26 protein-coding genes are annotated in these 24,807 nt (G+C 38.4%); 16 read left to right on the plus strand and 10 right to left on the minus strand.

The genetic code is table 11. The features are described from left to right. Positions 1-44 precede the first annotated feature (44 nt). Positions 45-1,574 (minus strand): alpha-N-arabinofuranosidase, encoded by a 1,530-nt coding sequence (locus tag Q763_RS07390; protein WP_035132764.1) that lies wholly within the window; start codon positions 1,572-1,574, stop codon positions 45-47. A 417-nt stretch (positions 1,575-1,991) separates the two neighbouring features. Between Q763_RS07390 and Q763_RS07395 the strand changes: the two genes are divergently transcribed. Continuing rightward, a complete protein-coding gene (locus Q763_RS07395) occupies positions 1,992-2,852 on the plus strand; it encodes a hypothetical protein (protein ID WP_232297509.1) in 861 nt (286 codons plus the stop codon). Positions 2,853-2,854: 2 nt separating this feature from the next. On the opposite strand, the gene Q763_RS07400 is transcribed toward Q763_RS07395, so the two are convergent. Next, on the minus strand, positions 2,855-3,748 hold the full coding sequence (locus tag Q763_RS07400; RefSeq protein ID WP_084596028.1) for a DUF4421 family protein: 894 nt from the start codon (positions 3,746-3,748) through the stop codon (positions 2,855-2,857). Positions 3,749-4,071: 323 nt separating this feature from the next. Here Q763_RS07400 and Q763_RS07405 point away from each other — a divergent pair, with 323 nt between their 5' ends. The 8 genes from Q763_RS07405 to Q763_RS07440 all read left to right on the plus strand — a co-directional run bounded on the left by Q763_RS07405 (position 4,072) and on the right by Q763_RS07440 (position 9,980). Next, positions 4,072-5,853, plus strand: a complete 1,782-nt coding sequence (locus Q763_RS07405) for an AMP-dependent synthetase/ligase (RefSeq protein ID WP_035132766.1) — start codon at positions 4,072-4,074, stop codon at positions 5,851-5,853. Between the two features lie 42 nt (positions 5,854-5,895). After that, on the plus strand, positions 5,896-6,294 hold the full coding sequence (locus Q763_RS07410) for a hypothetical protein (RefSeq protein ID WP_035132768.1): 399 nt from the start codon (positions 5,896-5,898) through the stop codon (positions 6,292-6,294). Beyond that, entirely contained in the window at positions 6,284-6,628 is a 345-nt protein-coding gene (locus tag Q763_RS07415) for a hypothetical protein (protein WP_157499374.1), read from the plus strand. The genes Q763_RS07410 and Q763_RS07415 overlap by 11 nt, the downstream gene beginning before the upstream one ends. Positions 6,629-6,706: 78 nt before the next feature. Then, the gene (locus tag Q763_RS07420) at positions 6,707-7,171 is read left to right on the plus strand and encodes a hypothetical protein (protein WP_035132771.1); all 465 of its coding nucleotides are present in this window, start codon (positions 6,707-6,709) and stop codon (positions 7,169-7,171) included. A 66-nt stretch (positions 7,172-7,237) separates the two neighbouring features. Further along, the gene (locus tag Q763_RS07425; RefSeq protein ID WP_035132774.1) at positions 7,238-8,209 is read left to right on the plus strand and encodes a hypothetical protein; all 972 of its coding nucleotides are present in this window, start codon (positions 7,238-7,240) and stop codon (positions 8,207-8,209) included. Beyond that, complete coding sequence (locus Q763_RS07430) at positions 8,209-8,757, plus strand: RNA 2'-phosphotransferase (protein WP_035132776.1); 549 nt, start codon at positions 8,209-8,211, stop codon at positions 8,755-8,757. Before Q763_RS07425 ends, Q763_RS07430 begins: the two co-directional genes overlap by 1 nt. A 161-nt stretch (positions 8,758-8,918) precedes the next feature. After that, complete coding sequence (locus tag Q763_RS07435) at positions 8,919-9,380, plus strand: hypothetical protein (protein WP_035132777.1); 462 nt, start codon at positions 8,919-8,921, stop codon at positions 9,378-9,380. A 9-nt stretch (positions 9,381-9,389) separates the two neighbouring features. Then, entirely contained in the window at positions 9,390-9,980 is a 591-nt protein-coding gene (locus Q763_RS07440; protein WP_035132779.1) for a hypothetical protein, read from the plus strand. A gap of 3 nt (positions 9,981-9,983) precedes the next feature. Here the strand turns inward: Q763_RS07440 and Q763_RS07445 are convergent, their stop codons facing one another. After that, positions 9,984-10,367: a hypothetical protein gene (locus Q763_RS07445; RefSeq protein WP_035132781.1), complete on the minus strand. Its 384-nt coding sequence runs from the start codon at positions 10,365-10,367 to the stop codon at positions 9,984-9,986. 233 nt (positions 10,368-10,600) lie between these two features. Between Q763_RS07445 and Q763_RS07450 the strand changes: the two genes are divergently transcribed. The 5 genes from Q763_RS07450 (at position 10,601) to Q763_RS07470 (ending at position 17,058) form a co-directional block, all read left to right on the plus strand. Continuing rightward, a complete protein-coding gene (locus tag Q763_RS07450) occupies positions 10,601-11,074 on the plus strand; it encodes a MarR family winged helix-turn-helix transcriptional regulator (protein WP_035132783.1) in 474 nt (157 codons plus the stop codon). 66 nt (positions 11,075-11,140) lie between these two features. After that, a complete protein-coding gene (locus Q763_RS07455; RefSeq protein WP_035132785.1) occupies positions 11,141-13,531 on the plus strand; it encodes a 3-hydroxyacyl-CoA dehydrogenase/enoyl-CoA hydratase family protein in 2,391 nt (796 codons plus the stop codon). Between the two features lie 67 nt (positions 13,532-13,598). After that, the gene (locus Q763_RS07460) at positions 13,599-14,780 is read left to right on the plus strand and encodes an acetyl-CoA C-acyltransferase (protein WP_035132787.1); all 1,182 of its coding nucleotides are present in this window, start codon (positions 13,599-13,601) and stop codon (positions 14,778-14,780) included. A 57-nt stretch (positions 14,781-14,837) separates the two neighbouring features. After that, positions 14,838-15,206 carry a four helix bundle protein gene (locus Q763_RS07465; protein ID WP_035132789.1) on the plus strand — a complete coding sequence of 123 codons (369 nt, stop codon included), beginning with the start codon at positions 14,838-14,840 and terminating at the stop codon, positions 15,204-15,206. 52 nt (positions 15,207-15,258) lie between these two features. After that, entirely contained in the window at positions 15,259-17,058 is a 1,800-nt protein-coding gene (locus Q763_RS07470; protein ID WP_035132791.1) for an acyl-CoA dehydrogenase family protein, read from the plus strand. 239 nt (positions 17,059-17,297) lie between these two features. Here the strand turns inward: Q763_RS07470 and Q763_RS17810 are convergent, their stop codons facing one another. The 4 genes from Q763_RS17810 to Q763_RS07485 form a co-directional block, all read right to left on the minus strand. Then, positions 17,298-17,459 (minus strand): lmo0937 family membrane protein, encoded by a 162-nt coding sequence (locus Q763_RS17810; RefSeq protein ID WP_157499376.1) that lies wholly within the window; start codon positions 17,457-17,459, stop codon positions 17,298-17,300. Between the two features lie 20 nt (positions 17,460-17,479). Continuing rightward, a complete protein-coding gene (locus tag Q763_RS07475) occupies positions 17,480-18,076 on the minus strand; it encodes a DUF4142 domain-containing protein (RefSeq protein WP_052123296.1) in 597 nt (198 codons plus the stop codon). Between the two features lie 120 nt (positions 18,077-18,196). Next, entirely contained in the window at positions 18,197-19,105 is a 909-nt protein-coding gene (locus tag Q763_RS07480; RefSeq protein ID WP_084596029.1) for a YihY/virulence factor BrkB family protein, read from the minus strand. A gap of 17 nt (positions 19,106-19,122) precedes the next feature. Continuing rightward, positions 19,123-20,325: an NAD(P)/FAD-dependent oxidoreductase gene (locus Q763_RS07485; protein WP_035132794.1), complete on the minus strand. Its 1,203-nt coding sequence runs from the start codon at positions 20,323-20,325 to the stop codon at positions 19,123-19,125. Positions 20,326-20,475: 150 nt separating this feature from the next. Here Q763_RS07485 and Q763_RS07490 point away from each other — a divergent pair, with 150 nt between their 5' ends. Next, positions 20,476-21,672 carry an LETM1-related biofilm-associated protein gene (locus Q763_RS07490; RefSeq protein WP_035132796.1) on the plus strand — a complete coding sequence of 399 codons (1,197 nt, stop codon included), beginning with the start codon at positions 20,476-20,478 and terminating at the stop codon, positions 21,670-21,672. A 90-nt stretch (positions 21,673-21,762) separates the two neighbouring features. Here Q763_RS07490 and Q763_RS07495 read toward each other — a convergent pair whose 3' ends face one another. After that, the gene (locus Q763_RS07495) at positions 21,763-22,014 is read right to left on the minus strand and encodes a hypothetical protein (RefSeq protein ID WP_035132798.1); all 252 of its coding nucleotides are present in this window, start codon (positions 22,012-22,014) and stop codon (positions 21,763-21,765) included. 402 nt (positions 22,015-22,416) lie between these two features. On the opposite strand from Q763_RS07495, the gene Q763_RS07500 reads away from it, so the two are divergent. Beyond that, the gene (locus tag Q763_RS07500; protein WP_035132800.1) at positions 22,417-22,851 is read left to right on the plus strand and encodes an SRPBCC family protein; all 435 of its coding nucleotides are present in this window, start codon (positions 22,417-22,419) and stop codon (positions 22,849-22,851) included. A 12-nt stretch (positions 22,852-22,863) separates the two neighbouring features. Here the strand turns inward: Q763_RS07500 and Q763_RS07505 are convergent, their stop codons facing one another. Together Q763_RS07505 and Q763_RS07510 are read right to left on the minus strand one after the other, a co-directional pair. Next, on the minus strand, positions 22,864-24,141 hold the full coding sequence (locus tag Q763_RS07505; RefSeq protein ID WP_035132802.1) for a retropepsin-like aspartic protease: 1,278 nt from the start codon (positions 24,139-24,141) through the stop codon (positions 22,864-22,866). Positions 24,142-24,188: 47 nt separating this feature from the next. Continuing rightward, positions 24,189-24,791 carry a dihydrofolate reductase family protein gene (locus Q763_RS07510; protein ID WP_052123298.1) on the minus strand — a complete coding sequence of 201 codons (603 nt, stop codon included), beginning with the start codon at positions 24,789-24,791 and terminating at the stop codon, positions 24,189-24,191. Positions 24,792-24,807 lie beyond the last annotated feature (16 nt).

Raw genomic sequence — 24,807 nt, forward strand, 5'->3', positions numbered from 1 at the left:
GTTTATATATATGTGCCAAAAGTGAGGCAGATATCACCATAAAATTACTCTATTTCTAAAACAACTACCGAAAAAGGAGGAATTTTTACAGTTAATTCCTCTGCTTTAAGCTTCATATCATGAAATATTTCCGGTTTAATAATTTCGGGATTTGCAAAAGTATTATGGTCATTCATATCTTTTGAGGTAAGTATCCTTCCCGATACTTTTTTATATTTTTTATTGGTGGGTATAGTAATGGTTTGCGAAACCTTATTATCTACATTTACTAAAGATATATGAGTTTTACCGTCTTTTATAGATGCTGATGCAGTAACCGCAGGTATACTCTCTGCTTTATATGTAAAATTAGCAGAATTGACTTCCAGAGGTACAAGCGTTGCATCCTGATGAACCTTATACATTTCCATTACATGATAAGTAGGTGTTAGCAGCATCTTTTCGCCATCAGTTAAAATAACAGCCTGAAGCACATTTACAGCCTGTGCAAGATTTGCCATTTTTACCCGTTCGGCATGATTATTAAAAATATTAAGATTCATCCCGGCGATAATAGCATCACGCATTGTATTTTGCTGATAAAGCACTCCTTTATTGTCAGCCGGATCAGTATCATACCAAGCTCCCCATTCATCTACCACAAGTGCTATTTCCTTTTTTGGATCATATTTATCCATTATTTCAGAGTGCTTCTCAATTTGCTCATTCATAAACCATGATGCCTTCATGGTATTAAAATATTCCTCATCGGTAAAATTCGTTGCTTTCCCTTTGTTATTCCAGTCTACTACAGTATAATAATGCAATGCAAGCCCCTTCACTAAATTTTTTGGAATCTTTTTCATTAATGTTTCTGTCCAGTTATAATCGTCTCCACTGGCTCCCGAAGCAATCCTGTAAAGTTCCTTATCATTCCAGTTTGACATAAAAGTGGCGTACTTCCTATACACATCAGCATAATAATCAGCCGTCATGTTACCTCCACAGCCCCAAGCCTCATTACCTACTCCCCAAAACTTAACATTCCATGATTTATCCCTACCATTATCACGACGCATATTACTCATGGGGCTTGTCCCTTCAAAATTTACATACTGTACCCAATCGGCTAATTCCTGAACCTCGCCGCTTCCCACATTACCTGCTAAATAGGGTTCAGCCCCCAGCACTTCACATAAATTTAAAAAATCGTGTGTACCAAAACTGTTATCTTCGGTTACCCCACCCCACCACATATTTACTATTTCAGGACGTTCTGTTTTTGGCCCCACCCCATCTTTCCAATGATATGTATCGGCAAAACAACCTCCGGGCCAACGCAAATTAGGTATATTAAGTTTCCTTAAGGCTGCAATAATATCATTACGCACACCATTTGTATTCGGAATTTTAGTGTTTGATTCACCAACATATATACCGTCGTATATACATCGCCCTAAATGTTCGGCAAAATGTCCATAAATGTGACGGCTTATTATAACAGTATCATTTTGTGGGGCAAAACGTATGGTGTTTTGTGCCCAGCCTGTTATTCCATAAAATAAAAACAGATAAAAAAAGTAATGTTTTTTCATGAATTACAAATTTGTTATAAATCTATTTGCAATATAGTCATTTTGACAACATGGTGTTTGTTTGTAATTTTTATTCTATGAATTTTACATATCTCTATATTGTTTAATGCCTTGCAAAACATACATCTCAACCCATTATCACAGCTTTTTTAATTACATCATTCGGAGCGCTTGGCTCTTTTTAGTCCGCTGTAACACTTAGGCTACTTCAAAAGGTAATACATAATGATAGGCAGGCGGTAATGTGGTAGAGAAAATAACCAATACGGATAAAATTTTGAAGGAAGTCCTATAGAGACTTTAACTATAAAGAAGTCAAAGGCATTTAAATTACCGCTATTTATATTTTAAACTACTCTTTATACTATTTTACATACGCTTACAGTTATTATAGCTAAACGCCAACACTGTAAAATAATGATAACCAAACACTTTACTATTCTCTTTATAACCCTTAGTCTAACTTTTGTGAGCTGTGGTAAAAAAAAGGAAGAGCCCGTAGTTAATCATGAAACAGCCTTAACCGATACTACTAAAACAAGTCTGCCAGTAAATAATATAGTTTTTGATACAATGGCCAAAACCATTCATGTTTATGTGGCACTGTGCGACAATAAATATCAGGGTATAGTACCTGTACCAAAAGCAATAGGTAACGGTCAGGATCCCGATAACAACCTGTACTGGGGTTGTGGTTATGGTGTAAGGACATTTTTTAAAAAGAGTACCGAATGGAAGCTTCTTAAAAAAGAGAAAAAAGACACTCTAATAATGGAGCGACTGGTGTTTAAACACACCTCTAAAAACTATTACCTGATAGCTGATGCTTATAATGGTAAATACATAAAACAATGCACCAAAGATTTTTTAAACAGTAGCGCAGGTAAACTTAAAGATACTCTCAATGTAAACGGAACAACACTGGGCATTGCAGGAAACTCCAAACTTATTACCTACACAGGTCATGACGGACTAATGGATTTTAATCTGTATGACGATTATACCAATACCGATGGTAAAAAACGGGATGTTATTATACTGGCCTGTTACAGTAAAAGCTATTTTGGCAAACATTTAAAAAAAGCCAATGTAAATCCCTTAATATGGACAACAGGACTTATGTGCCCGGAAACCTATACCCTGCATGATGCTATTACAGGTTATATAAAGGGCGAAAACAATACTCAAATACAACAGCGAGCGGCCGCCGCTTACAGCAAATACCAAAAGTGTAGTGTAAAAGCTGCCGAAAATTTACTTGCTACGGGTTGGGAGTAATTTTAAAAATCAATATGCTTTACAAACGACATCTGGAAATTGATTCCGGTAAAGTTTAGGTCATTTTCGCCATCAGGGTATACTACTTTATTATTAACCAGTACGGTTGCTGCAAGAGCCCAGTCGTTTTTATGATACACACCAGACCATCTTCCCAAAGCCGTTGGGTAGGCCTCCAGCTTCCAGTCCTTGAGCATATCGGGGTCGTTACCCACATTGACTCCGGCAGTAAGTATACCCGTAAGCAGCCAACGTTCGTTAATAACCCAAGTATAGGCATATCCCGCATTTACACCAAACTGAAGGTTATCCAAATGATTGGGATCATTTTCCCAAAGTTCGCCACCCGGATTGATCCTGAAAAGATAAGCACCTCCGCCAAGTATAAAACTTCCTGCCGACTTCAGTTGTATTTCACTTTGCTGAAAAGCCGCCTTAGTGGAGAATTTATCCCCTTTAAAAACATAGGCAAATTCGGCTCCAATATTTCTAACCGACATATCAGGGAACAGTTGAATATCATCATTATTATCACTATAAAACCCTTTGTATTTCTGGTAAAATAAATCCAGTACAAAGTACCTGCCATAATGGTGTAATTGTATATCTACAGCTTTCGTATCTCCCTGCCTTTTATCGGCAAGAGGCGTAAGCCCAAAGTTATAGCTAAGGTTAATTACCGTATTCTTTATTGCTATCCCAGCCCCTATCTTTAAAGGGTTGTTGGGCATGTATTCCTTCTCCTCAGTACTCAGCTGAATGCTGTTTTGCGTTAAAAAGCCGGTAAGCATTACCCTTTGCGGATATTCGGCTACATAGGAGGTATCGACTTTCGCCTGACCCAAAACCAGATTAGTAAACAATAACAAAGTAATAATAGCGAAGTATCGCAGCATGACTGATGATTTATGTAAAGTCTTTCTGATAAACGGTACAAATATAGGCTTAGTATTTTCAAAAGGAGATTAACTACCATTTAAGAGAAGAAAATATTTGGGTTAAAAAAATGCATATACTTTAATATGCATGCATATAAAAAGCAGATAATGCAAAACCAAACGTGACTTTTGTTGAACTTAAAATCAAAAAAACGCAGCATTAAACCAACCTATTTACATAGTTATCAAAAGGTTACTTATTAAACTTAGCATAATCTCAAAAAAATTGCTTTTTATCATATATTTTCATAATTTGCATTAAGCAATTTTTAACAATACACATGAACACTATCACCCGTTTATTCGATTTTCCTTATTACCAGTTGGAAAAGTATAATTTACCCGATGCGCTTGTTACTAAATACGGTAACGAATGGGTAAAAACATCAACACAGGAATATGTAGATAAAGCCAATGCTTTTTCCCGCGGGCTATTAAGGTTGGGAATCAAGAAAGACGACAAGATAGCTGTTATCTCCTCTAACAACAGGACCGAATGGCATATAGCCGATATTGGCATACTGCAAACCGGTGCACAAAACGTGCCTATTTACCCTACAATTAGCGAAGAAGACCAGGAGTATATTTTAAACCATTCGGGTGCTACACACTGTATTGTTTCAGATCAGGAACTGTATGACAAGGTAATGTCTATTAAAGACAAAACCCAACTAAAGGAGGTTTATTCCTTTAACGACATACCGGGCTGTAAAAGCTGGAACGAAATACTGGAACTGGGTAAAGACGACAGTAACCAACAGGAAGTTGAGGATATTAAAAGTACCATTACCGAAAACGACCTTGCTACTATAATTTACACATCGGGTACTACAGGTAGACCTAAGGGTGTAATGCTTTCGCACAAAAACATTGTATCTGATGTTTTAATGAGTGCCGAAAGGGTTCCGTTTGAGGCAGGTAAATACAGGGGGCTTAGCTTTCTCCCTATTTGCCATATTTATGAACGAATGATACTTTACCTTTACCAATACTATGGCGTGAGTACTTACTTCGCGGAATCTATTGAAAAGGTTAGCGATAATATTAAAGAGGCTACACCCGATGTTATTACGGCCGTGCCAAGGCTTCTTGAAAAAGTATATGATAAGATTATTGCCAAGGGTAGCGAACTTACGGGAATTAAGCGTAAACTATTCTTTTGGGCAGTTGAGGTTGGCCTTGAGTACGAACCTTATGGTGCAAATGGTGCCTGGTATGACTTTAAGTTGGCTATTGCCCGTAAACTGATTTTCAGTAAATGGAAAGCAGGACTTGGTGGCAGACTTGGACTTATGGTAAGCGGTAGTGCTGCCATACAACCAAGGCTGGCACGCGTATTTGCTGCAGCCGAAATTCCGGTAATGGAAGGTTACGGACTTACGGAAACTTCTCCTGTTATTGCCGTGAACGATCAGCGTAACGGCGGTTTCAGAATCGGTACGGTAGGTAAACCATTAAACGGACTGGAAGTTAAGATTGCTGAAGACGGTGAAATACTTTGTAAAGGCCCTAACGTAATGATGGGATATTACAAGGATGAGGAAAAAACAAATGAGGTTATGACCGACGGATATTTCCACACTGGGGATATCGGGGAAATTGATAAAGATGGTTTCCTTAAAATTACCGACAGGAAGAAAGAGATGTTTAAAACATCGGGAGGTAAATATGTTGCCCCTCAGCTTATAGAAAATGCCATGAAACAGTCGCGCTTTATAGAGCAGATTATGGTAATAGGCGAAGGTGAGAAAATGCCTGCCGCATTTATACAGCCTGACTTTGAATTTGTAAAAGAATGGGCTTCGCGCAAAGGCATTAAAGTAAGCTCTAACGAGGATATTGCCAATAGTAAGGAAATACACGACAGGATACAAGAAGAGGTAAGCGACATTAATAAGAAATTCGGACACTGGGAACAGATAAAACGATTTGAGCTTACTCCGGAATTATGGTCGGTTGACGGTGGAGAAATGACCCCTACCCTTAAACTAAAGCGTAAAGCCATTAAAGAAAAGTACCAAAAACTGTATGACAAAATATACCGCACCGAAGGTGACAGATAAGATATACTCCCCAAACCGGGGAGTATTTTGTATAAAAACACGATGAAAAAACTACTTTATATATTACTACTCTTACCCTTTGCTACAATGGCTCAGGAGATACCCACAGTTAACGGTTACAAAACCTACCTTGATAATAAACAGGTAGATATTACCCATTATTTTATAGATCCGGCTAATGTAGCTAACGTACATACAGATAAAACCAACAAAGAAGTACACATTACCCGTAAAGAACAAACCGAACTGGTATGCCTTGCAGATATTTTAAAAGAGATTAATAAAGACGGGGCAAATGCTGTTATTGTGGTAAACGACAATCTTATTCAAAAGCCTGAAGCTTACTATATGGAAGATAATTCTTTATCTTCTATGTCTATAGAGAAAGTAAATGAAGTAACCCGCATTAAAATCACAACTAAGAATGTGGGTGAAAATTAATTTCAAACCAGTTACACTAATCCTAATACTATTTACACTTCTAAGTTGTGGGAGTACTGTAAAAAGCAGGAATGAAGCCCAAAAGGAATTTGAAGCAAAACTGGCATCGCTTAACAGTTTTCTAAACGGAGAACCCGACACCAGCCTGAGAATAATAGGAACCATTAGCTTTTTTGAAAAAGTAACAGGTATAATGTCGGAATCAGATGGTAGTGATATAGGTAAATTCAACCCTACAAAACAGGATTATTTAAACTGGCAACAATGGTATGAGGTAAACAAAACTAAAATATACCTAGACAGTGATACCGGAAAAATTGCAGTAAAACAATAACAAACTCTTACTTATCCATTCAATATTATTTTTAATCATTTGGATTAATTTGATAAATTAGTGCTTTAATACATTTGCATGATACCTTACAAACGCTACATCATACAATCACAATTAAGCTTTGACGAAATTATGAGCAGGCTTAACCGCCTTACGCAAAGTGAAAATTTATGGAAAATCTTTCCAAATAAAAAACAAAAATATTTTACCGGCGCGGTTCAAAAAAACAGCTTTAAGATCATGGAAACATCGGGGGCTACAAAAAAGTCTGTTGTAAAGGGCACGGTAACACCAATGGGCAACCATACAGTTATTGAGTTTAAAATCAAACTCTCCTCAGGTCTTATACTACTCCCACTTTTGGTTACCGGTTGGTTTATTTACCTTAACTACAGGAACGATACATTAACCGACATTTATCTTGCTATAGGCTCATCGATATTAGTATTAATTATATCTCTATGGACTTATTACAATAATTCCTTACTACTTAAAAAAAACCTCGTTCCCCTTTTTACCGAAGCAACTCCAGATAAAGAGTAAAACTTTATTTATATTTTTTTGTTATTTTCGCTAGCCTAAAGAGAAAATCAATCCACACCGCTTAAAATGAAAAAAGCATTATTCGCACTATTCCTGTTAGCAATCGCACTACAAAGCTGCGACACTAAACCAGAAACCGTTTCAAATAACGATATAGACCCAAAACTAAGGGAAGTTATAAAAGCCAAAAACGACAGCCTTTTTGAAGCCCTTTCTAACAGTAGTACAAAAGTATTTAGCGTATTGGGGTCTGACAGGTTTAACGAAAATCTAACGGCAAACCTAAGCGATGTAATTTGGCCTTTTAGAAAAGGAATGCTGGAAACAGATCATGAAGTGTATGAGGAGTTTTACAGCAAACATACCAAAGTAAACCATGAAGCTACTATACTATCATCACAGCATAACTATAAGTTACAGTTTGTAAACCAAAATTACGAAACCTATGTTTCGCTTTTAAAAAGTACCTACAGGGATGTTACCGATTATCTTGTTACCGTTATTTATGAAAAAATAGATAACAAATGGAAAATTACTCACATTACTATGGGAACACTTGGCTCATATGATAAAGATGCCAATGACCTTTTTAATGATGCAAAAAAATTTCATGATAATGGTTATGATATAGATGCCTTACATCATGCCAGCATGGCAAAAGGATCCCTTGAGCCTGCTAAAAACCTTATTAAGTATAATTTTGCAAAAGATATTGATGATTTTGGCGAAAAGTTATCTAATGAAATTAACAGAACTTACCCGTTACCGGATACGCTTTTCCAAATTCAAAGTAAACCTGTTGTTCTTGATCTTAAAGTTGTACAAAATGCCGAAGGTGTTTTCCCGCTTATAAGCTATGAGAGCCAAATACCGCCAAACGATGAAACATCACTAAACAATGAGTTTGAAGTAGTGAAAAAAGAGATTCAGAAAAAATACAAAATAGATTATAGTCAAAAGTTCGTTTACTACAGGGCTTACAACAAAAATGCACAGGGACTACTATCTGAAAGTAAAACCTTTACCGAGACGAAGTAATGCTTTCCGAAAAAGAAAATACCCATATCAGTAAATTTCTGAGTCTTGTACTGCGACACAAGCCCGACCAAATAGGTATTAAACTTAATGAAAACAGATGGGTAAATGTTGAAGACTTAATTATCCTATCGGGTAAGGCAGGAGTTAACTTCAACTTTAACGAACTAAAGCACATTGTAGATACCAATAATAAAAAACGCTTTGCATTTAATGACGACTGCACCCTTATAAGAGCCAGTCAGGGACATTCGGTTATAATAAACAGTGGGTATGAACCACAGCAACCACCTGAAGTATTATACCATGGTACGGCAATAAAAAATCTTGATTCCATAATCGCAAACGGATTAAACAAGGCAAACAGGTTACATGTACACCTAAGTTCTGACAAAGAAACTGCAGTAAACGTAGGCAGTCGCCACGGCAAACCCGTTGTATTGGAAATTTTGGCACTACAAATGCATAACGACGGTTTTGCTTTTTACCTCTCGGACAATAAAGTATGGCTAACAGATAATGTGCCTGCTAAGTATTTAAAAGCCCTTTAAACATCGGTTATGAATGAAAGAAAATTCAATTTTTTCCCAAATAAAAAAGAGTACATTACTACTCCGCTAAGAAAATTATTTTCAATCTATTTTTTTTCAGTTTAGTAACGCTTTTATTAATCTTTTTTGAAGATATTTTCCTTACTCTTCAGGTTTTCTTTATGACATTAGGACTTTTTATGATGCTTTTTTTAATCGTATTCCTATTACCTACCCTACTTATATACTATAATCATAAGAAATTTAATGAAAATAGCACATTTAATATCAGGTTAAGTACAGGTGAGTACTATTATTCGGATAAAAGCGGCGAACTGATTTTTAGAGATCGGGATATAAAAAAAGTAGTACTATTTTTACCGTATGGTTTAGGAGCTCGAACCTCTGTATGGAATCAATTGTTTTATACTCTTATAATACTTAAAACAGGTGAAAGGATTGTTTTATCCTGCTTGATTTTCAATCAGGTTAACATATATCCTAATACTTATAAATATTTTCCTGAAGCATCTTTAACAAGTTCATGGAAGGTTATACGCGAAAAGGTAACTTTCCCTAATGTAAAGAAAGGTTTAGCTCCTGCTTCAAACAATAATCTGGATAAACACATTAAACAGTTTTAACAAATATTCATGTTTCAAACAAAATTTGACTTCACCACAAACAAAAAAAGATACGTTTGGAAAACTGTTTTACCGGTACTTTTAATTCCTTTTGGTACAGGACTATTTGTGTATTGCCTAACAGGTTTATTAAATACTGCACTTTATGCTATAGGCATTTCCGGAACGTTAAGCCTGTTAGTATTTCTATTACCTTTTATACTCATTTACTATAATCATAGCAAGCACAACAGGTATAGCATATTTCACATAATAAATCAGGGTAAAGAAGGCATATATAACTATACCGACAACAACATAGAAATAACTTTTACCGATGACGACATAGAAAAAACTGAGGTAGTATATAGCACACAAGCTTATCGAAAAAGAAGCAAACAATTACCATGGAGTGAAATATTCTATACAGTATTCACATTAAAAAACGGAAAACAAATAATTATATCGTCCTTCACCTTTAGCGATATTGATTTCTTGCAAAGTACTACAGTATGTTTCCCTAAAACAGGTTTTACACGATCGTGGCCTTTAATTAAAATCCATAAAACTATTCCTTTAATAAAGGAAAAACATTCTTGTTCAGGTAAAACTTTACCCTAGCCTCTATATATAAAAAGCATCGGGTTTTTCTTCGGTTTCATTCATAACCCTTAGTGCTTGTTTTGCCAGAGAATTTAATTTTACCCAGTCTTTAAAACCATCCATTTTATCATCGGGTATCTTTCCAAAATCAGGACTGCATAATGCAAAATCAACATTAATGTAAAGACGCACCAATGCTCCTGTAGCCTCAAGACTTAAATACCTGTTATCAATAAGCTGAGGGAGTAATACAAAAGCCTTCACATACCCGTCAAGCACCTCAAAAGGCCTGTCGGTAAAATCAGGCAAATATTCTTTTTGTTCTTTAAAAGGCAGGCAAAGCCATTTAATATTTTCTACAAGTTTTTTATAATATCTTTTAAAATCTTCTTCCGTTTCTTCCATAGTGCTAAATTATTAAAACATCATATGCCTTACTACACTCCTAACTGCCAAATATTTTTACAAAAATAACATTTACTTAACTGATAATATTCATGCATAATAATTAACAATACCGCAGTAATGCGTATATTTAACTCTCCTTATGTGGAGAGTTTTTTAATTTTAGATAAAATTATTTTAAATTTAATATGCACGCATAATAAATTTTTATTACCTTTGAGAAACCATTATTTATGAAAGATAAAACTATAGATTACATTCTCAGGGCAACCTGGCAGGCAGTGGCAAGAATGTACAACGAAGAAGCCGGAAAGTATGGAGCAACAATGTCCATTGGATTTGCTTTACTTTCTATTGACAAGGAGAAAGGCATCTCGTCTACAGCACTGGGTCCGCAAATGGGAATGGAGGCCACAAGCCTCACACGCACATTAAAATCAATGGAAGAAAAAGGACTTATTGTCCGTAAAAAAAATCCTGTAGACGGTCGTGGTGTAATTATACACCTTACTAAGTTGGGCAGGGAAAAAAGAGATCTTTCAAAAGAGGTAGTTTTAAAATTCAATGAGGCTGTAAAGCAACGTGTATCCCAGCAAAAAATGGATCATTTTGTGGAAGTGGCCGAAGTTATAAACGAGCTGATTGCCGAAAAACAAATTTTTGCAACCGAACAGCCCGAAGCAGAGATTGAAAACAAAGCAAAATAATAACAGGTGAAACCGCCTTGACGGGCTGTTTCATTTAACAAACAACTAAAAATACAACTATAAAAAATGAAACGCACTATTAAAAAGGCGGCCGTAATAGGCTCCGGTATTATGGGATCGGCAATTGCCTGCCATTTTGCCAATATAGGTGTTGAGGTTCTTTTGCTGGACATAGCCCCAAAAGAACTTACGGAAGCCGAAAAGAAAAAGGGGCTTACACTGGAGGATAAGGTAGTTAGGAACAGAATTGTAAACGAACACCTTGCCAACTCCCTTAAGTCTAAACCCTCCCCTATTTACCATCAAAAATTTGCTTCAAGAATAGCTACTGGTAATATAGATGACGATCTTCCTAAAATTGCCGACTGCGACTGGGTAATTGAAGTAGTTGTAGAAAGGCTTGATATTAAACAAAAAGTGTTTGAACAAATTGAAAAGTACCGCAAACCGGGAACACTTATCACATCAAACACATCGGGTATACCTATCCACTTTATGAGCGAAGGCCGCAGTGAGGACTTCCAGAAACATTTTTGCGGAACACACTTCTTTAATCCGCCACGATACTTAAAACTTTTCGAAATTATACCGGGGCCTCAAACTTCACAGGAGGTACTGGACTTTTTAAATAATTATGGTGAGCAATTCCTTGGTAAAACATCGGTAGTTGCAAAAGACACCCCTGCCTTTATAGGTAACCGTATTGGTATTTATGGTATTATGAGCCTTTTCCATCAGGTTAAGGAAATGGGACTTACCGTAGAGGAAGTTGACAAACTTACCGGTCCTGTAATAGGTCGCCCTAAGTCGGCTACCTTCCGTACGGTAGATGTGGTGGGGCTTGATACCCTTGTACACGTTGCAAACGGTATTTATGAAAACTGCCCTAACGATGAGGCTCACGAACTGTTTAAAGTTCCGGGATTCATCGATACCATGATGGAAAATAAATGGCTGGGTAGCAAAACAAAACAGGGCTTTTACAAAAAAGTAGACAAAGATATCCTTGCGCTTGATTTAGATACGCTGGAATACCGTCCGCAGAAAAAAGCATCGTTTGCTACACTCGAGCTTACCAAAACTATAGACAAGCCTATTAACCGCTTTAAAGTACTTGTAAAAGGTACAGATAAGGCCGGAGAGTTTTACCGTAAAAACTTCTCGGGTATGTTTGCCTATGTATCAAACCGTATACCTGAAATTACCGATGACCTTTATAAAATAGACGACGCCATGAAAGCCGGATTTGGCTGGGAAAACGGTCCGTTTGAAATATGGGATGCCGTAGGTGTTGAAAAAGGTATCGAACTAATGAAAGCCGAAGGGCTTGAGCCTGCAGCTTGGGTTAACGAAATGCTGGCATCGGGCAACAAAAGCTTCTACACTGTAAAAGAAGGAGCTACTTACTATTACGACATTGCATCTAAATCCCAGAAAAAAGTTCCGGGTCAGGATGCCTTTATTATACTTAACAACATTCGCGAGAGCAAAAAGGTATGGAGCAACAGTGAGGCCATTATACAGGACCTTGGCGACGGTATCCTTAACCTTGAGTTCCAGTCTAAAATGAATACCATTGGCGGTGGTGTACTACAGGGCATAAACAAAGCCATAGACCTTGCCGAAAAAGAGTACGACGGACTGGTTATTGGTAACCAGGCGGCAAACTTCTCGGTTGGTGCTAACATTGGTATGATATTCATGATGGCTGTAGAGCAGGAATATGATGAGCTTAACATGGCTATCAAAATGTTCCAGGATACTATGATGCGTGTACGCTACTCATCTATACCGGTAGTGGTTGCACCACATGGTATGACACTGGGCGGTGGCTGTGAAATGAGCATGCATGCCGATAAGGTTGTGGCTGCTGCCGAAACATATATCGGGCTTGTGGAATTTGGCGTTGGGGTTATCCCGGGCGGTGGCGGATCGAAAGAGATGGCACTGCGTGCTGCCGATACCTTCCGTAAAAACGACGTAGAACTTAACGTACTTCAGGAGTATTTCCTAACCATAGGTATGGCTAAGGTATCAACATCGGCCTATGAGGCGTTTGACCTTGGTATACTTCAGCATGGTAAAGACGTTATTGTGGTTAATAAAGACAGGCAGATTGCCGAAGCTAAAAAGCATGCCAAGCTGCTAGCCGAAGCGGGTTACACCCAGCCGGTTAAACGTAAAGATGTAAAAGTACTGGGTAAACAGGCACTGGGTATGTTCCTTGTTGGGACAGACAGTATGGAGGCCGGACATTACATCTCTGAACACGACAAGAAAATTGCTAACAAACTGGCTTATGTTATGGCCGGTGGTGACCTTAGTGAACCGACACTGGTTACAGAGCAGTACCTTCTTGATCTTGAAAGGGAAGCATTCCTGTCACTTTGTGGCGAGAGAAAAACGCTGGAACGTATTCAGTTTATGTTAACCAAAGGGAAACCGCTACGCAACTAATTATTTTGAATGCTGAATTATAAATTTTAAATGATTCGGCAAGTTCAGAATCTAAAATCTAAAAAAAATGAAAACAGCATATATAGTAAAGGCATACAGAACGGCTGTGGGGAAAGCACCAAAAGGAGTTTTCCGCTTTAAAAGGCCTGACGAACTGGCCGCCGAAACCATTCAGCATATTATGAATGAGCTTCCGCAGCTGGATAAATCAAGAATTGACGACGTAATGGTAGGTAACGCGATGCCGGAGGCAGAACAGGGCTTAAACTTTGCCCGCCTTATTTCCCTAATGGGACTAAAGGTTGAAGATGTTCCGGGGGTTACAGTAAACCGTTACTGTGCATCGGGGCTGGAAACCATCGCTATGGCTACAGCCAAAATACAAAGCGGAATGGCGAGCTGTATTATTGCAGGTGGTGCCGAAAGTATGAGCTACATCCCTATGGGGGGGTACAAACCTGTACCGGATTATAAACTGGCTAAAAACGGCCATGAGGATTATTACTGGGGAATGGGACTTACTGCCGAAGCGGTTGCCAAGCAATATAACGTTAGCCGTGAAGACCAGGATGAGTTTGGTTACCAGTCACACCAAAAAGCACTTAAAGCTCAGGCAGAAGGTAAATTTGACAAACAGATTGTGCCTATTACCGTAGAGCAGGTATATGTAGATGAAAATGGTAAAAAAGCAACTAAAAGTTATACTGTAACTAAGGATGAGGGTCCGCGTGCCGACACATCGGTTGAAGCGCTTGGAAGACTACGCCCTGTATTTGCTGCCGATGGTAGTGTAACAGCGGGTACATCTTCCCAAATGAGTGACGGTGCTGCCTTTGTTATGGTAATGAGCGAAGAAATGGTTAAGGAACTTAACCTTGAGCCTATTGCCCGTCTGGTTAGCTATGCTGCTGCCGGTGTGGAACCAAGAATTATGGGTATAGGTCCGGTGAAAGCGATTCCTAAAGCGGTACAAATGGCAGGCTTAAATCTTAATGATATAGAACTTATTGAGCTTAACGAGGCATTTGCTTCTCAGTCGCTTGCTGTTATCCGTGAGCTTGGGCTTAATAAGGATATTGTAAACGTGAATGGTGGTGCTATTGCACTGGGTCACCCACTGGGATGTACAGGTGCTAAACTGTCTGTTCAGTTATTCGACGAAATGAAAAACCGCGGAAGCAAATACGGTATGGTTACCATGTGTGTAGGTACCGGACAGGGAGCTGCGGGAGTTTATGAACTAATGTAAAAGACTTGAAGACGAAAGACAAAAGATAATAGACTAAAAACGTATCGCACCTTACCGATGAGTGATTATAAAAGACACAATTTTAAAAAGCTTAAAATATGGCAGATGGCCATGGAAATAGCTCGTGAAACACTTGATTTGACAGATACTTTTCCTTCACACGAAAAGTATGGATTAAAAAATCAGATGGACAGATGCTCAATCTCCATACCGTCTAACATTGCGGAAGGTTCCAGCAGAAGTAACAAGTCATTTAGTCATTTTATCAATGTCTCTTTAGGTTCTTCTTTTGAATTGCATACTCAATTACTGTTAGCCTTACACAGAGGTTATATACCTGAAGAGGCTTCGGTAATTATTGAAAATAAATTAGAGGAGTTCCAGAGGATGACAATGAGTTTTCAAAATGCTCTGGTTCCCGCTTAAGTCTGTTATCTATTATCTATCATCTAAAAGTCTAAATTAAAATATTACAAAAATGAGCGAAGCTAAGGATATAACAAGAGGAGGTCAGTTCCTTGTAAAAGAAACCAAGTGTGAAGATGTGTTCACACCCGAAGATTTTTCGGAAGAGCAGGTTATGATGCGCGACACGGTTAAAGAATTTGTTGACCGTGAATTATGGCCGCACAAAGACCGTTTTGAGAATAAAGACTACGCCTACACTAAAGAGTGTATGGAGAAAGCCGGAGAGCTTGGCTTTCTTGGTGTAGCTGTACCGGAAGAGTATGGCGGACTGGGCATGGGATTTGTTTCAACCATGTTGGTTTGTGACTATATCTCGGGGGCTACAGGTTCGTTCTCAACAGCATTTGGTGCACATACCGGTATTGGTACTATGCCAATTACCCTATACGGAACTGAAGAACAGAAAAAGAAATATGTACCTAAGCTTGCCAGCGGAGAGTGGTTTGGTGCTTACTGCCTTACCGAACCGGGCGCTGGTAGTGATGCCAACTCGGGGAAAACAAAGGCTGTGCTTAGTGAAGATGGTACGCATTACAAGATAACAGGACAAAAAATGTGGATTTCCAATGCGGGATTCTGTAGCCTGTTTATTGTATTTGCCCGTATTGAAGACGATAAAAACATTACCGGATTCATTGTAGAGAACGACCCAAGCAACGGTATCTCTATGAATGAAGAGGAGCATAAACTGGGTATCCGCGCCTCCTCTACCCGTCAGGTATTCTTTAACGAGACTAAAGTACCTGTAGAAAATATGCTTTCTGAAAGAGGTAACGGATTCAAAATAGCTATGAACGCCCTTAACGTAGGTCGTATTAAACTGGCTGCCGCTTGTCTTGATGCACAAAGAAGAACCATCTCGGGCGCTGTTAAATATGCTAACGAAAGAGTACAGTTTAACACTCCAATCTCAAGCTTTGGCGCTATACGTTCCAAACTGGCAGAAATGGCTGCAAGTGCCTATGCCGGAGAAAGTGCGTGCTACCGTGCTGCAAAAAGCATTGAAGACCGTATTGAGGCTCGTGTTGCTGCCGGAGAATCACATCAGGATGCTGAGCTTAAAGGTGTAGAAGAATTTGCTATTGAGTGTTCTATCCTTAAAGTAGCGGTATCTGAAGATATTCAGAACTGTAGTGACGAAGGTATCCAGATTTTTGGAGGTATGGGCTTCTCTGAAGATACTCCAATGGAAAGTGCATGGAGAGATGCAAGGATTGCCCGTATTTATGAAGGTACAAACGAAATTAACCGTATGCTGTCGGTAGGTATGCTTGTTAAAAAAGCAATGAAGGGTCATGTAGATCTTTTAGGTCCTGCAATGAAGGTTGCCGAAGAGCTTATGGCTATACCATCGTTTGATACACCTGATTATTCGGTATTATTTGCTGAAGAAAAAGAGCTTATCGGTAAGCTTAAAAAAGCATTTTTAATGGTGGCAGGTAGTGCCGTACAAAAATACGGACCGGACCTTGACCAACACCAGCAACTGCTTATGGCTGCTTCTGATATCCTTATTGAAATATACATGGCCGAGTCGGTTATCCTGAGAACAGAGAAACTGGCAAAAAGCAAAGGCGAAGAAAACGTAAAAGAGCAAATCGCAATGGCACAACTATACCTTTACAGAGCGGTAGATACCGTTAATACTAAAGGTAAAGAAGGTATTGCATCATTTGCCGAAGGTGACGAACAACGCATGATGCTTATGGGCCTTAAACGATTCACTAAATATACCAATATGCCAAACGTAGTAGCCCTAAAGGAAACTATCGCAGCAAAACTGGTAGACGAAAACGCATATGTATACTAATACCACTAGTAATCACTAATTTCCGTTTTTAGTTTAGTTTATTCGAAAAAAATCCCGCCTGTTGGCGGGATTTTTATTTATAACTTTATGAAAAAGAAACTTGTCCACAATGCGGAAATTATAAAAATTCATTTGAAGAATATTGTGATGATTGTCTAAATGAATAAAGAAGAATCATAATAAATAAAAAAGCCGCTGCGAATGTATTGCAGCGGCTTTTTAAATAGCATATCGTATTTTTAACCAAGGGGCTTTTTTCCTCTAAACACATTAACCAGTATAGCGATAAGTGCCACCACCAATAAAAGGTGTATTAAGGCACCGCCAACATGAATTACAAAACTTCCCAGGGCCCATAGTATAACTAACACAATAGCGATTATAAACAACAGATTTTTCATAGCAATTTTTCCCTTCCTGTTTATTTCATTTCCTTAATAAGATCCTGTAGTCTTACAGCCTCATTATAGTGTGTTTTAAGCGTAGGTAACATATCGGCAGCCCACATTTTTATCTCTTCGTCATTAGCTTCCTCACTGGCCTTCTCCATCTTCTTAACTGCCTCTTCATGACCATCTACCATCATATCCACATACTTTTTGTCAAAGTCCTCTGTTTTCTCTTTGCTTAGTTTATCATAAACTTCTTTCCCGTCTTCACTTAAAGCTGTGGGCAGCGATATATTTTTTAATTCTGCATTTTTCTTCAGGTCTTCCATTGCCTTTGTATGGTCATTAAAAAGTATTTCGGCAAAAGCTCTCACCTCAGCATTAGTACTTTTTTGCTGTGCCAGTTTAGCTAGTTCAATCTCTTTCATGTTCAAATCGGCAGCAAAAACAAAATACTCGGCATCTTCTTCTTTAGCCTCATTAGTATCTTCAAACTTAGCTTCGTTTTGCTCTTCGGCAACTTCTGTAGGATCTGTTTCCTTATTATCCTTACACGAAGTAGCCCCTAATGTCATGGTTATAAGCGCTGCGCCTAACAGCATTTTCCCTAATATTGATTTCCTTTTCATAGTCACTTGTTATTTAGATTATTTGGTTACTTCATGTTTACAATGTCAAAATTAACACATAAAGTATGACTAAAATATTAAGGGATTCACAATTAGTGTTAGGGAAATACTAAATGTAATTTATTCGTCTATAACATCTTTTCTAATCTTAACGGCATAGGCGTTAGGCGTAATTTTCTTACCGTGAAGGCGTGCATAAACCTTGGTAAATTCGGCACCGAAGTATAATATAATAGCCGAATAATACACCCATAAAAGTATAATAATAATAGAACCTGCTGCCCCAAAAGCCGAAGCAACATTTGAATTGGTTAAGTAGATACTGATCCCAAATTTCCCCAGCATAAAAAGTATTGCCGTAGTACCCGAACCCACAAGGGTATCCCTCCAGGTTACGTGTCCGTCGGGCAGAGTACGGAAAACAATAGAGAACAATAAAGTTATAATACAAAACAGAAGTCCGAAATTCAATACATACACAAGATACACTGTAGTTTCGGGCAGGAGTTCTTTTAACTGACTACGTAATAAATCAAGCAAGGTATTAGCCAGTAAACTCACTAATAGTAAAAAGCCTATAGCCCCAATCATGGAGAAGGACATAAGTCTGTTCTTGATGAACTTTTTTATACTCTTATCGGGTTTAGCCTTTAGCCCCCATATATAGTTAATGGAACTTTGTATCTCTACAAACACCCCCGATGCTCCTACAAGTAGCACCACAATACCTATAATAAGACCCAATGCACTATCACCCGAAAGTTTTGTATTGGTAATGATTTCCTGAATTTGTGCTGCGGCATTTGGCCCTACAAACTCATTTATTTGCCCGTAAAACTCCCCTTTAACGGCATCTTCACCAAAGAAGAGTCCGCAAACCGATATGATTATAATGGAAAGCGGCGCAATGGAAAATATGGTATAATAAGACAGTGATGCCGCCAGTTTAATGGCATTATCTGAAAAAAATTCGGTAAACGTAGTCTTTAAAAGCGTCCATACGGTAAGGCCTTTATGCTTTATGCTCATGGTTGTAACAGGTAATTTTATCGGTCAAACGAAAACAGGGACAAATCGTTATTGTTTTTGCCCTGCAGCAGGTCACACAGTATTTGTGCTCCTACCACGCTAAAGGTAATGCCGTTTCCGCCAAACCCCAAAGAAAAATATCCGTTTGGTAATTTTTTATACGGCCCAATGTACGGGAGTCCGTCTTTAGTAGAGCCGAAGGTGCCTGTCCAACTGAACTCAGGTTTAAAATTGAGGTTTGGAAACATCTTATTAATATCGTTAGTAAGCTGCTTTGTTTTCCTGTCTATCAGTTTATCACGCCTTGCCGGATTAGAGAAATCTTCATCCCTGCCCCCTACCAATACCCTGTTATCGGGGGTGGTACGCACGTAGAGGTATGGGTCGGCAGTATTCCATATAAGTACCTCATCTTTCCAAAAAGGCCTGTCGTTATACTGTTCACTCACCACCGCATAGGTGGACAGCAGGTTAACAATATCCTTATCAATAAAATCAACCACCTCATAACCTGTGGCATATATCAGTTTATTGGCTTTGATGGTGTGCCCTGATTCGGTTTTAAGAACCACACCATTTTTGTTATGCTTTATATCGGTAACGGGACTACGGTCAAAAACATTTAGATCCTCCCCTTTTTTGCCGTGCTGTAAAAGGCAGTGTGTAAGCATATAGGCATCTACCTCGGCAGCCTTGCTTGATACTATTGCACCATAGCCCTTAAAACCATATTGGTCTTCAAGTTCGTCTTCATTAAGCCAGTGTACTTTAAACCCTGCTTCCTTTCTTGCCTCATATTCCTTTTTAAGCCAGCTTACATCTTTTTTATAAGCGGCATAGTAGAGGCTTTTACGTTTTTTAAATCCGTCGAGCTTAAAATCCTTAGTAATCTCCTCAAGAGTATCAATAGCCTCTCCACATAACTGATAGGCTCTCTGGGCATTTTCTTTACCTATCATTTCGGTGAGCTTATACAAAGGGACATCTATTTCATACTGAAGCAGTGCAGTACTGGCACTGGTACTACCCAGCCCAATAGTACGGGCATCTATAGTAGTGCATTGTATACCTGCATTTACCAGATAATACCTAACCAACGCGCCTGATATACCTGCGCCTATAATAACAACATCGGTTTCCACATCATGATCTAACTTAGGGAATGTAAATGGTAGTCCGTTTTTTACCAACCAGAACGGATAGCCTGCTTTAAGGGTCATATACTTATTAATTAAGGATTTAATTATAAAGTTATAGCATATTACATTTGTAACGGAAGTGTTAGCCCAATTATAGGATTTATTTAACTCTTGTTAAATTGGTTTTTTAATTTATAAAAAGTCATAGTTTTGCAATACAATTAACACAGTATGATCAACCCTTCTGCCAGCGGATGGATCGATAAGTTTTTTGCTAAGCTTAAAGATAATCCACACATAAATAACAGTTCCCGTGAGTTTTACCTTTGCGTAAGGGAAACAGGATTTATATATGGGCATGTGGTAACCTTTAACGACCTGGACGATGCCGAGACCAAAGGATGGACATCGGAAGAGACTACAAAGGCAGCATTGCTTAACACTTTGTATGCCTTATACAGGCTGGTAAACCAGAAGGAGAACAAAACCGACTTTATTAATCAGGCGATTGCCTTTTACAGGGAGATGACCCCTGAAGGGTTTAATCCGCTTAAAATGGTACTGCCGGCAGGTGACCCCAGCCATCAGCTTGAAGCCATACTGGAACAGCGCATTAAAACAAACGACAATATTATAAGCCGTAACTTTTCGCATATACTTACTAATGCGTTACTGTTTATGGATGTACTGGCTTTTCGCCAATACCTGTTGTACCATGAACTTCCTGAAAAGTACCTGCGTAGGCTCGAAGAAACGGTTATGGGCATTGTTGCTATTGCTCTTACCGAGAAAACCGAAAAATCATATTACGACGGCCTCATCCTTAAACTATTTGAATCGTCTGTTCGCTATACCAAACTATCCAAAATAAATAACGGTAATATTACTATGCCAGAACTGAGTTTTGCAGAATCAGAACTGGAAAAAAACTACCTTTTGGATATGGCCGGAATGGCGGTGTGGAGTGATGGCGTAGAGGAACAAACGGAAATTGATTTTTTATACAACCTTGCTGCTCAGCTTAAGCTTAGCAGGGATATTGCCAAACAGAGTATAGAGTCGTTTGACCTTTTTATTGAAAAATATAAAAACGAGATACCGTACTTTAAGTACTCAAATCCTGTGAAGCATTTTTACGGACACGCAGCAAAAACCGTTTCGTTGCTTATCACCCGTAACAAAAAGCGTCTTATTAAGGAGATTTCTAATAATGGCGAACTGATGCTGTTGCTTACCCACTCTACCCACCGTAGCCTGGATGAAAGCGAAAAGAAAAAGGTTAAGAAACAGCTTCTTGAAATTTGTAAAACTGTACCGTCGCTTACTATTTTCCTGCTACCGGGCGGTAGCCTGCTTTTACCGGTACTGATTAAGTTTATCCCTAAAATGCTGCCTACCGTATTTAACGAGAACCTTGATAACGAATAGCAACAAAAAAGCCGGAAAACGTATGGTTTTTCCCGGCTTTTCGAATTAACACACCTTCTATAATTATCGATTAACTAAACTCAATTTTTATTAGTCTGCATTGTACTCTTTGTACCTATAGTATTCCTGTATTGTCATAATACCCTTATGTACGCTTTTTCTTTTAATGGCAAGCACTAACAACACTACTGTAAGTATTGCAACACATGCTAACAGAAATATAAAAAGAGTATTTAAGAGGAAACCGCTAAAGCTTTCGTTGTCAAAGCTAAAATCGTTAATATACAGGTATCCTCCTAACAGTACTACAAACAATAATAGGAAATAGTAAAGCAGTTTCATGATTTTGTTTTTGGTTGATTTTGATACTGCAATTTCTAAATTTATATACTTACATACCAGCACTTTATGAGTATATAACTTTTGTTTAAGAAATATTTAGCAGGTAAAACGCCACACCATTTTAAGGTATACCCCACAAACAAAGGGAAGTGTAAAAAACTATTAAACAGTTGTTTATCTGTTAAATAAAAACTAAAACCAGTATAAAACAATTACTAATGGATTTATATAGAAAATGCTTCCGTTTGAAAGCGGATACGACAGGGTTTTTCTGTTCGATTTTTTCAAATCAGAGATTATTGAACTCAAAACCAATTTATAAAGTGAAGTTAAAGAGCGTTAAATAGCTTACCGGTACATTTTGCTTTGATTAATTTTAAGGTAAAATCAAACTAAAGAGCTATGAGTAAATCACTTATTGTAAAAAACAACATCAGGATAAATGCACCGCTTAGCCGCGTGTGGGAGGTACTTACAAAACCCAGATACATTCGCCTGTGGGACAGGCTTCCCGAAGACTTTGGCGATTATGATATTGATCCTGCCACGGTGATAGAATGGCCGGGATACTCAAGACTTTCGGTAATTGAGTTTATCCCTAACCAAAAGTTGCGATACGAACTGTATGTACCTACATGGGAAGAACGCGTAACCAATATTGGCTATACTTATACCCTAACTGTAGATGACGACGGTAATACATGGCTGGGTGTGGAAATAGGCGACTTTGCCATACTTGCCGAAGGCGACAAATACTATGATACCAGTGTGGACTTTGAAAAAACAGCTTCACAAAAAATAAAGGAACTGGCAGAAAAAAGGGAAATTGCATTGTAATTTCCCTTTGCTTTATCTGTCAAATTTTATGTACATGTACTCAAAATTAAGCGTCATTTTATTAAACTGCTTTATTACATCCTGACCAATATTTCCATAATACAGGTTCTCTTTTGCGCCTATGTTTTCGGTAAAGGCCTGTACGCTGTCCAGCACCAGTTCGTGCCCTTCAACATTGGGTTTAAAAGTAATATAATAGCCTTTTTTGGAAAGGGTTCCCCCTGCTCCGCCAAAGGTAAGATCGGTCAGTTTGTAACTGCTCTCTATTTCTTTTTGGTATCGGTTAAAGTATTTTATATACAGTGAAGTGCCCACCGCCCCCGAATCGAACGTGTAATGATTACCCTCTATACAAATTACAGGATTTAGAAAATCAAGCGCCATATTACGCAACGGATACTGGCGTGGTACTTTTTGCACTATAAACTCATCGTTTTGGGTAATTTGAACTTCTTTTAAGGCTTCAATGACGGGAAAGCCCAAAATTCCGTTTATTTGGTAATTAATTTGCGGAAATGCCAGTGCATCATCAGGAAATACTAAAAACACGGCATTACTAACCGTTATATCGCCTATGGTAAATTCAGGACAAATAGCCAGTTGTGATTTTACCGAAAGCCCTGTTATAGCTCCAACCTCTATTACCCCGTCAAGCATTTTCATATTAAACTGCTTTGCGGTAGTTATGGTAACTGTTGAGATATTTGCCCCGGTATCAAAAATAAAGTCGGCTTCGGTATCACCTGCTTTAACAGGGAGATTTGCCAACCCTGCAATATCTCTTTTCATGGTAATGGAAGTAAGCCTGTTTACTTTTACCTCCTGCTTTGGCTGAGCCGAAAGCGCCGTCCACATTATTTGTGAATTCTTATAATCGTCAACCTCTTCTTTAGAGAGTACTTTGCTGTACTTATCCAGTATCTCCTTTACGGTTCCGTTTGCCTTTTCATACTCATACATGCGGGCATAGTTACCCTGCTGTATTTCCAGTAACTGTTGTTTAACTGAATCACTAACCTGTAACGTGTAGTCTTCAAAAACCTCATCAATCTTTTGATTAGACGCTTCGGGTTTATTAAAGGCGTTATCTATGAAAGCCTGCAGAATGAATTTTTCGGGTTTACCTATTTCGGGTTTGTAATACTCAAAAGTATCGCGGGCTTTAAAGAAATCCTTTTCCTTAAGATAACCGTTTACCTGCGCATATCGTTCCAGTGATAAGGGACTGTCGGTTTTAGCACCACAGGCTGCCAGCAGAGTTAATATAGTAAGAGCTAAAAATCGGTTCATAGATGTATGTATTTGTCTATACATAAAGATATTAAAAAGCTTTATACCTATTGCTTACGCCTGTAATAAAAGAGCACGACTCCGTTACGGAATTCCTTTGTGGCTACCAGTTCCAAAAAATGTGGAGCCATCGATTTGAACAACAGTTTCCCCCTGCCCAGTTTTACAGGATGTACCCATAACTGAAACTCATCTATAAGCTGACTGTCTATTAAATACCAAACCAGTTGTGCACTGCCATATATCATAATAGCCTCGCCATCCTGTTCTTTTAATTGCTTAATATAATTGGCAGGATCATCATTTACCATAATACTGTTATTCCAGGCACTATGGGTTAGCGTTTTAGAAAATACCACTTTGGTATAAGTGTTAATCATTTGTGCAAAGGCACGGTCTTCAACCGGAGAAGATAAATCAACTCCCTTATTGGACCAGTAGGCCGACATGGCATTGAAGGTAATCCTTCCGAAGAGAATGGTATCGGCCTTATTAAGTTCGTCTGCAAGGCACTCAGCCATCTCGGTAGTCCAGGTATTAAAATGCCAGTCGAGTTCGCAGTGCGGTCCCGAAAGGTAACCGTCACTGGTTACATTCATGGAGAGTATAAGCTTTCGCTTACTTTGTGTTTCTTTATTTGTGTGTAGCATAGCGGTTTAAGGTGAT

Origin of the sequence: Flavobacterium beibuense F44-8 (assembly GCF_000769915.1) — a bacterium.
Taxonomy (GTDB): domain Bacteria; phylum Bacteroidota; class Bacteroidia; order Flavobacteriales; family Flavobacteriaceae; genus Flavobacterium; species Flavobacterium beibuense.

What these genes read in the sequence shown, in the direction of transcription:
- Q763_RS07390 (WP_035132764.1), bottom strand. Translation starts at nt 1,574, where the DNA reads ATGAAAAAACATTACTTTTTTTATCTGTTTTTATTTTATGGAATAACA.
- Q763_RS07395 (WP_232297509.1), top strand. Translation starts at nt 1,992, where the DNA reads ATGATAACCAAACACTTTACTATTCTCTTTATAACCCTTAGTCTAACT.
- Q763_RS07400 (WP_084596028.1), bottom strand. Translation starts at nt 3,748, where the DNA reads ATGCTGCGATACTTCGCTATTATTACTTTGTTATTGTTTACTAATCTG.
- Q763_RS07405 (WP_035132766.1), top strand. Translation starts at nt 4,072, where the DNA reads ATGAACACTATCACCCGTTTATTCGATTTTCCTTATTACCAGTTGGAA.
- Q763_RS07410 (WP_035132768.1), top strand. Translation starts at nt 5,896, where the DNA reads ATGAAAAAACTACTTTATATATTACTACTCTTACCCTTTGCTACAATG.
- Q763_RS07420 (WP_035132771.1), top strand. Translation starts at nt 6,707, where the DNA reads ATGATACCTTACAAACGCTACATCATACAATCACAATTAAGCTTTGAC.
- Q763_RS07425 (WP_035132774.1), top strand. Translation starts at nt 7,238, where the DNA reads ATGAAAAAAGCATTATTCGCACTATTCCTGTTAGCAATCGCACTACAA.
- Q763_RS07430 (WP_035132776.1), top strand. Translation starts at nt 8,209, where the DNA reads ATGCTTTCCGAAAAAGAAAATACCCATATCAGTAAATTTCTGAGTCTT.
- Q763_RS07435 (WP_035132777.1), top strand. Translation starts at nt 8,919, where the DNA reads ATGACATTAGGACTTTTTATGATGCTTTTTTTAATCGTATTCCTATTA.
- Q763_RS07440 (WP_035132779.1), top strand. Translation starts at nt 9,390, where the DNA reads ATGTTTCAAACAAAATTTGACTTCACCACAAACAAAAAAAGATACGTT.
- Q763_RS07445 (WP_035132781.1), bottom strand. Translation starts at nt 10,367, where the DNA reads ATGGAAGAAACGGAAGAAGATTTTAAAAGATATTATAAAAAACTTGTA.
- Q763_RS07450 (WP_035132783.1), top strand. Translation starts at nt 10,601, where the DNA reads ATGAAAGATAAAACTATAGATTACATTCTCAGGGCAACCTGGCAGGCA.
- Q763_RS07455 (WP_035132785.1), top strand. Translation starts at nt 11,141, where the DNA reads ATGAAACGCACTATTAAAAAGGCGGCCGTAATAGGCTCCGGTATTATG.
- Q763_RS07460 (WP_035132787.1), top strand. Translation starts at nt 13,599, where the DNA reads ATGAAAACAGCATATATAGTAAAGGCATACAGAACGGCTGTGGGGAAA.
- Q763_RS07465 (WP_035132789.1), top strand. Translation starts at nt 14,838, where the DNA reads ATGAGTGATTATAAAAGACACAATTTTAAAAAGCTTAAAATATGGCAG.
- Q763_RS07470 (WP_035132791.1), top strand. Translation starts at nt 15,259, where the DNA reads ATGAGCGAAGCTAAGGATATAACAAGAGGAGGTCAGTTCCTTGTAAAA.
- Q763_RS17810 (WP_157499376.1), bottom strand. Translation starts at nt 17,459, where the DNA reads ATGAAAAATCTGTTGTTTATAATCGCTATTGTGTTAGTTATACTATGG.
- Q763_RS07475 (WP_052123296.1), bottom strand. Translation starts at nt 18,076, where the DNA reads ATGAAAAGGAAATCAATATTAGGGAAAATGCTGTTAGGCGCAGCGCTT.
- Q763_RS07480 (WP_084596029.1), bottom strand. Translation starts at nt 19,105, where the DNA reads ATGAGCATAAAGCATAAAGGCCTTACCGTATGGACGCTTTTAAAGACT.
- Q763_RS07485 (WP_035132794.1), bottom strand. Translation starts at nt 20,325, where the DNA reads ATGACCCTTAAAGCAGGCTATCCGTTCTGGTTGGTAAAAAACGGACTA.
- Q763_RS07490 (WP_035132796.1), top strand. Translation starts at nt 20,476, where the DNA reads ATGATCAACCCTTCTGCCAGCGGATGGATCGATAAGTTTTTTGCTAAG.
- Q763_RS07495 (WP_035132798.1), bottom strand. Translation starts at nt 22,014, where the DNA reads ATGAAACTGCTTTACTATTTCCTATTATTGTTTGTAGTACTGTTAGGA.
- Q763_RS07500 (WP_035132800.1), top strand. Translation starts at nt 22,417, where the DNA reads ATGAGTAAATCACTTATTGTAAAAAACAACATCAGGATAAATGCACCG.
- Q763_RS07505 (WP_035132802.1), bottom strand. Translation starts at nt 24,141, where the DNA reads ATGAACCGATTTTTAGCTCTTACTATATTAACTCTGCTGGCAGCCTGT.
- Q763_RS07510 (WP_052123298.1), bottom strand. Translation starts at nt 24,791, where the DNA reads ATGCTACACACAAATAAAGAAACACAAAGTAAGCGAAAGCTTATACTC.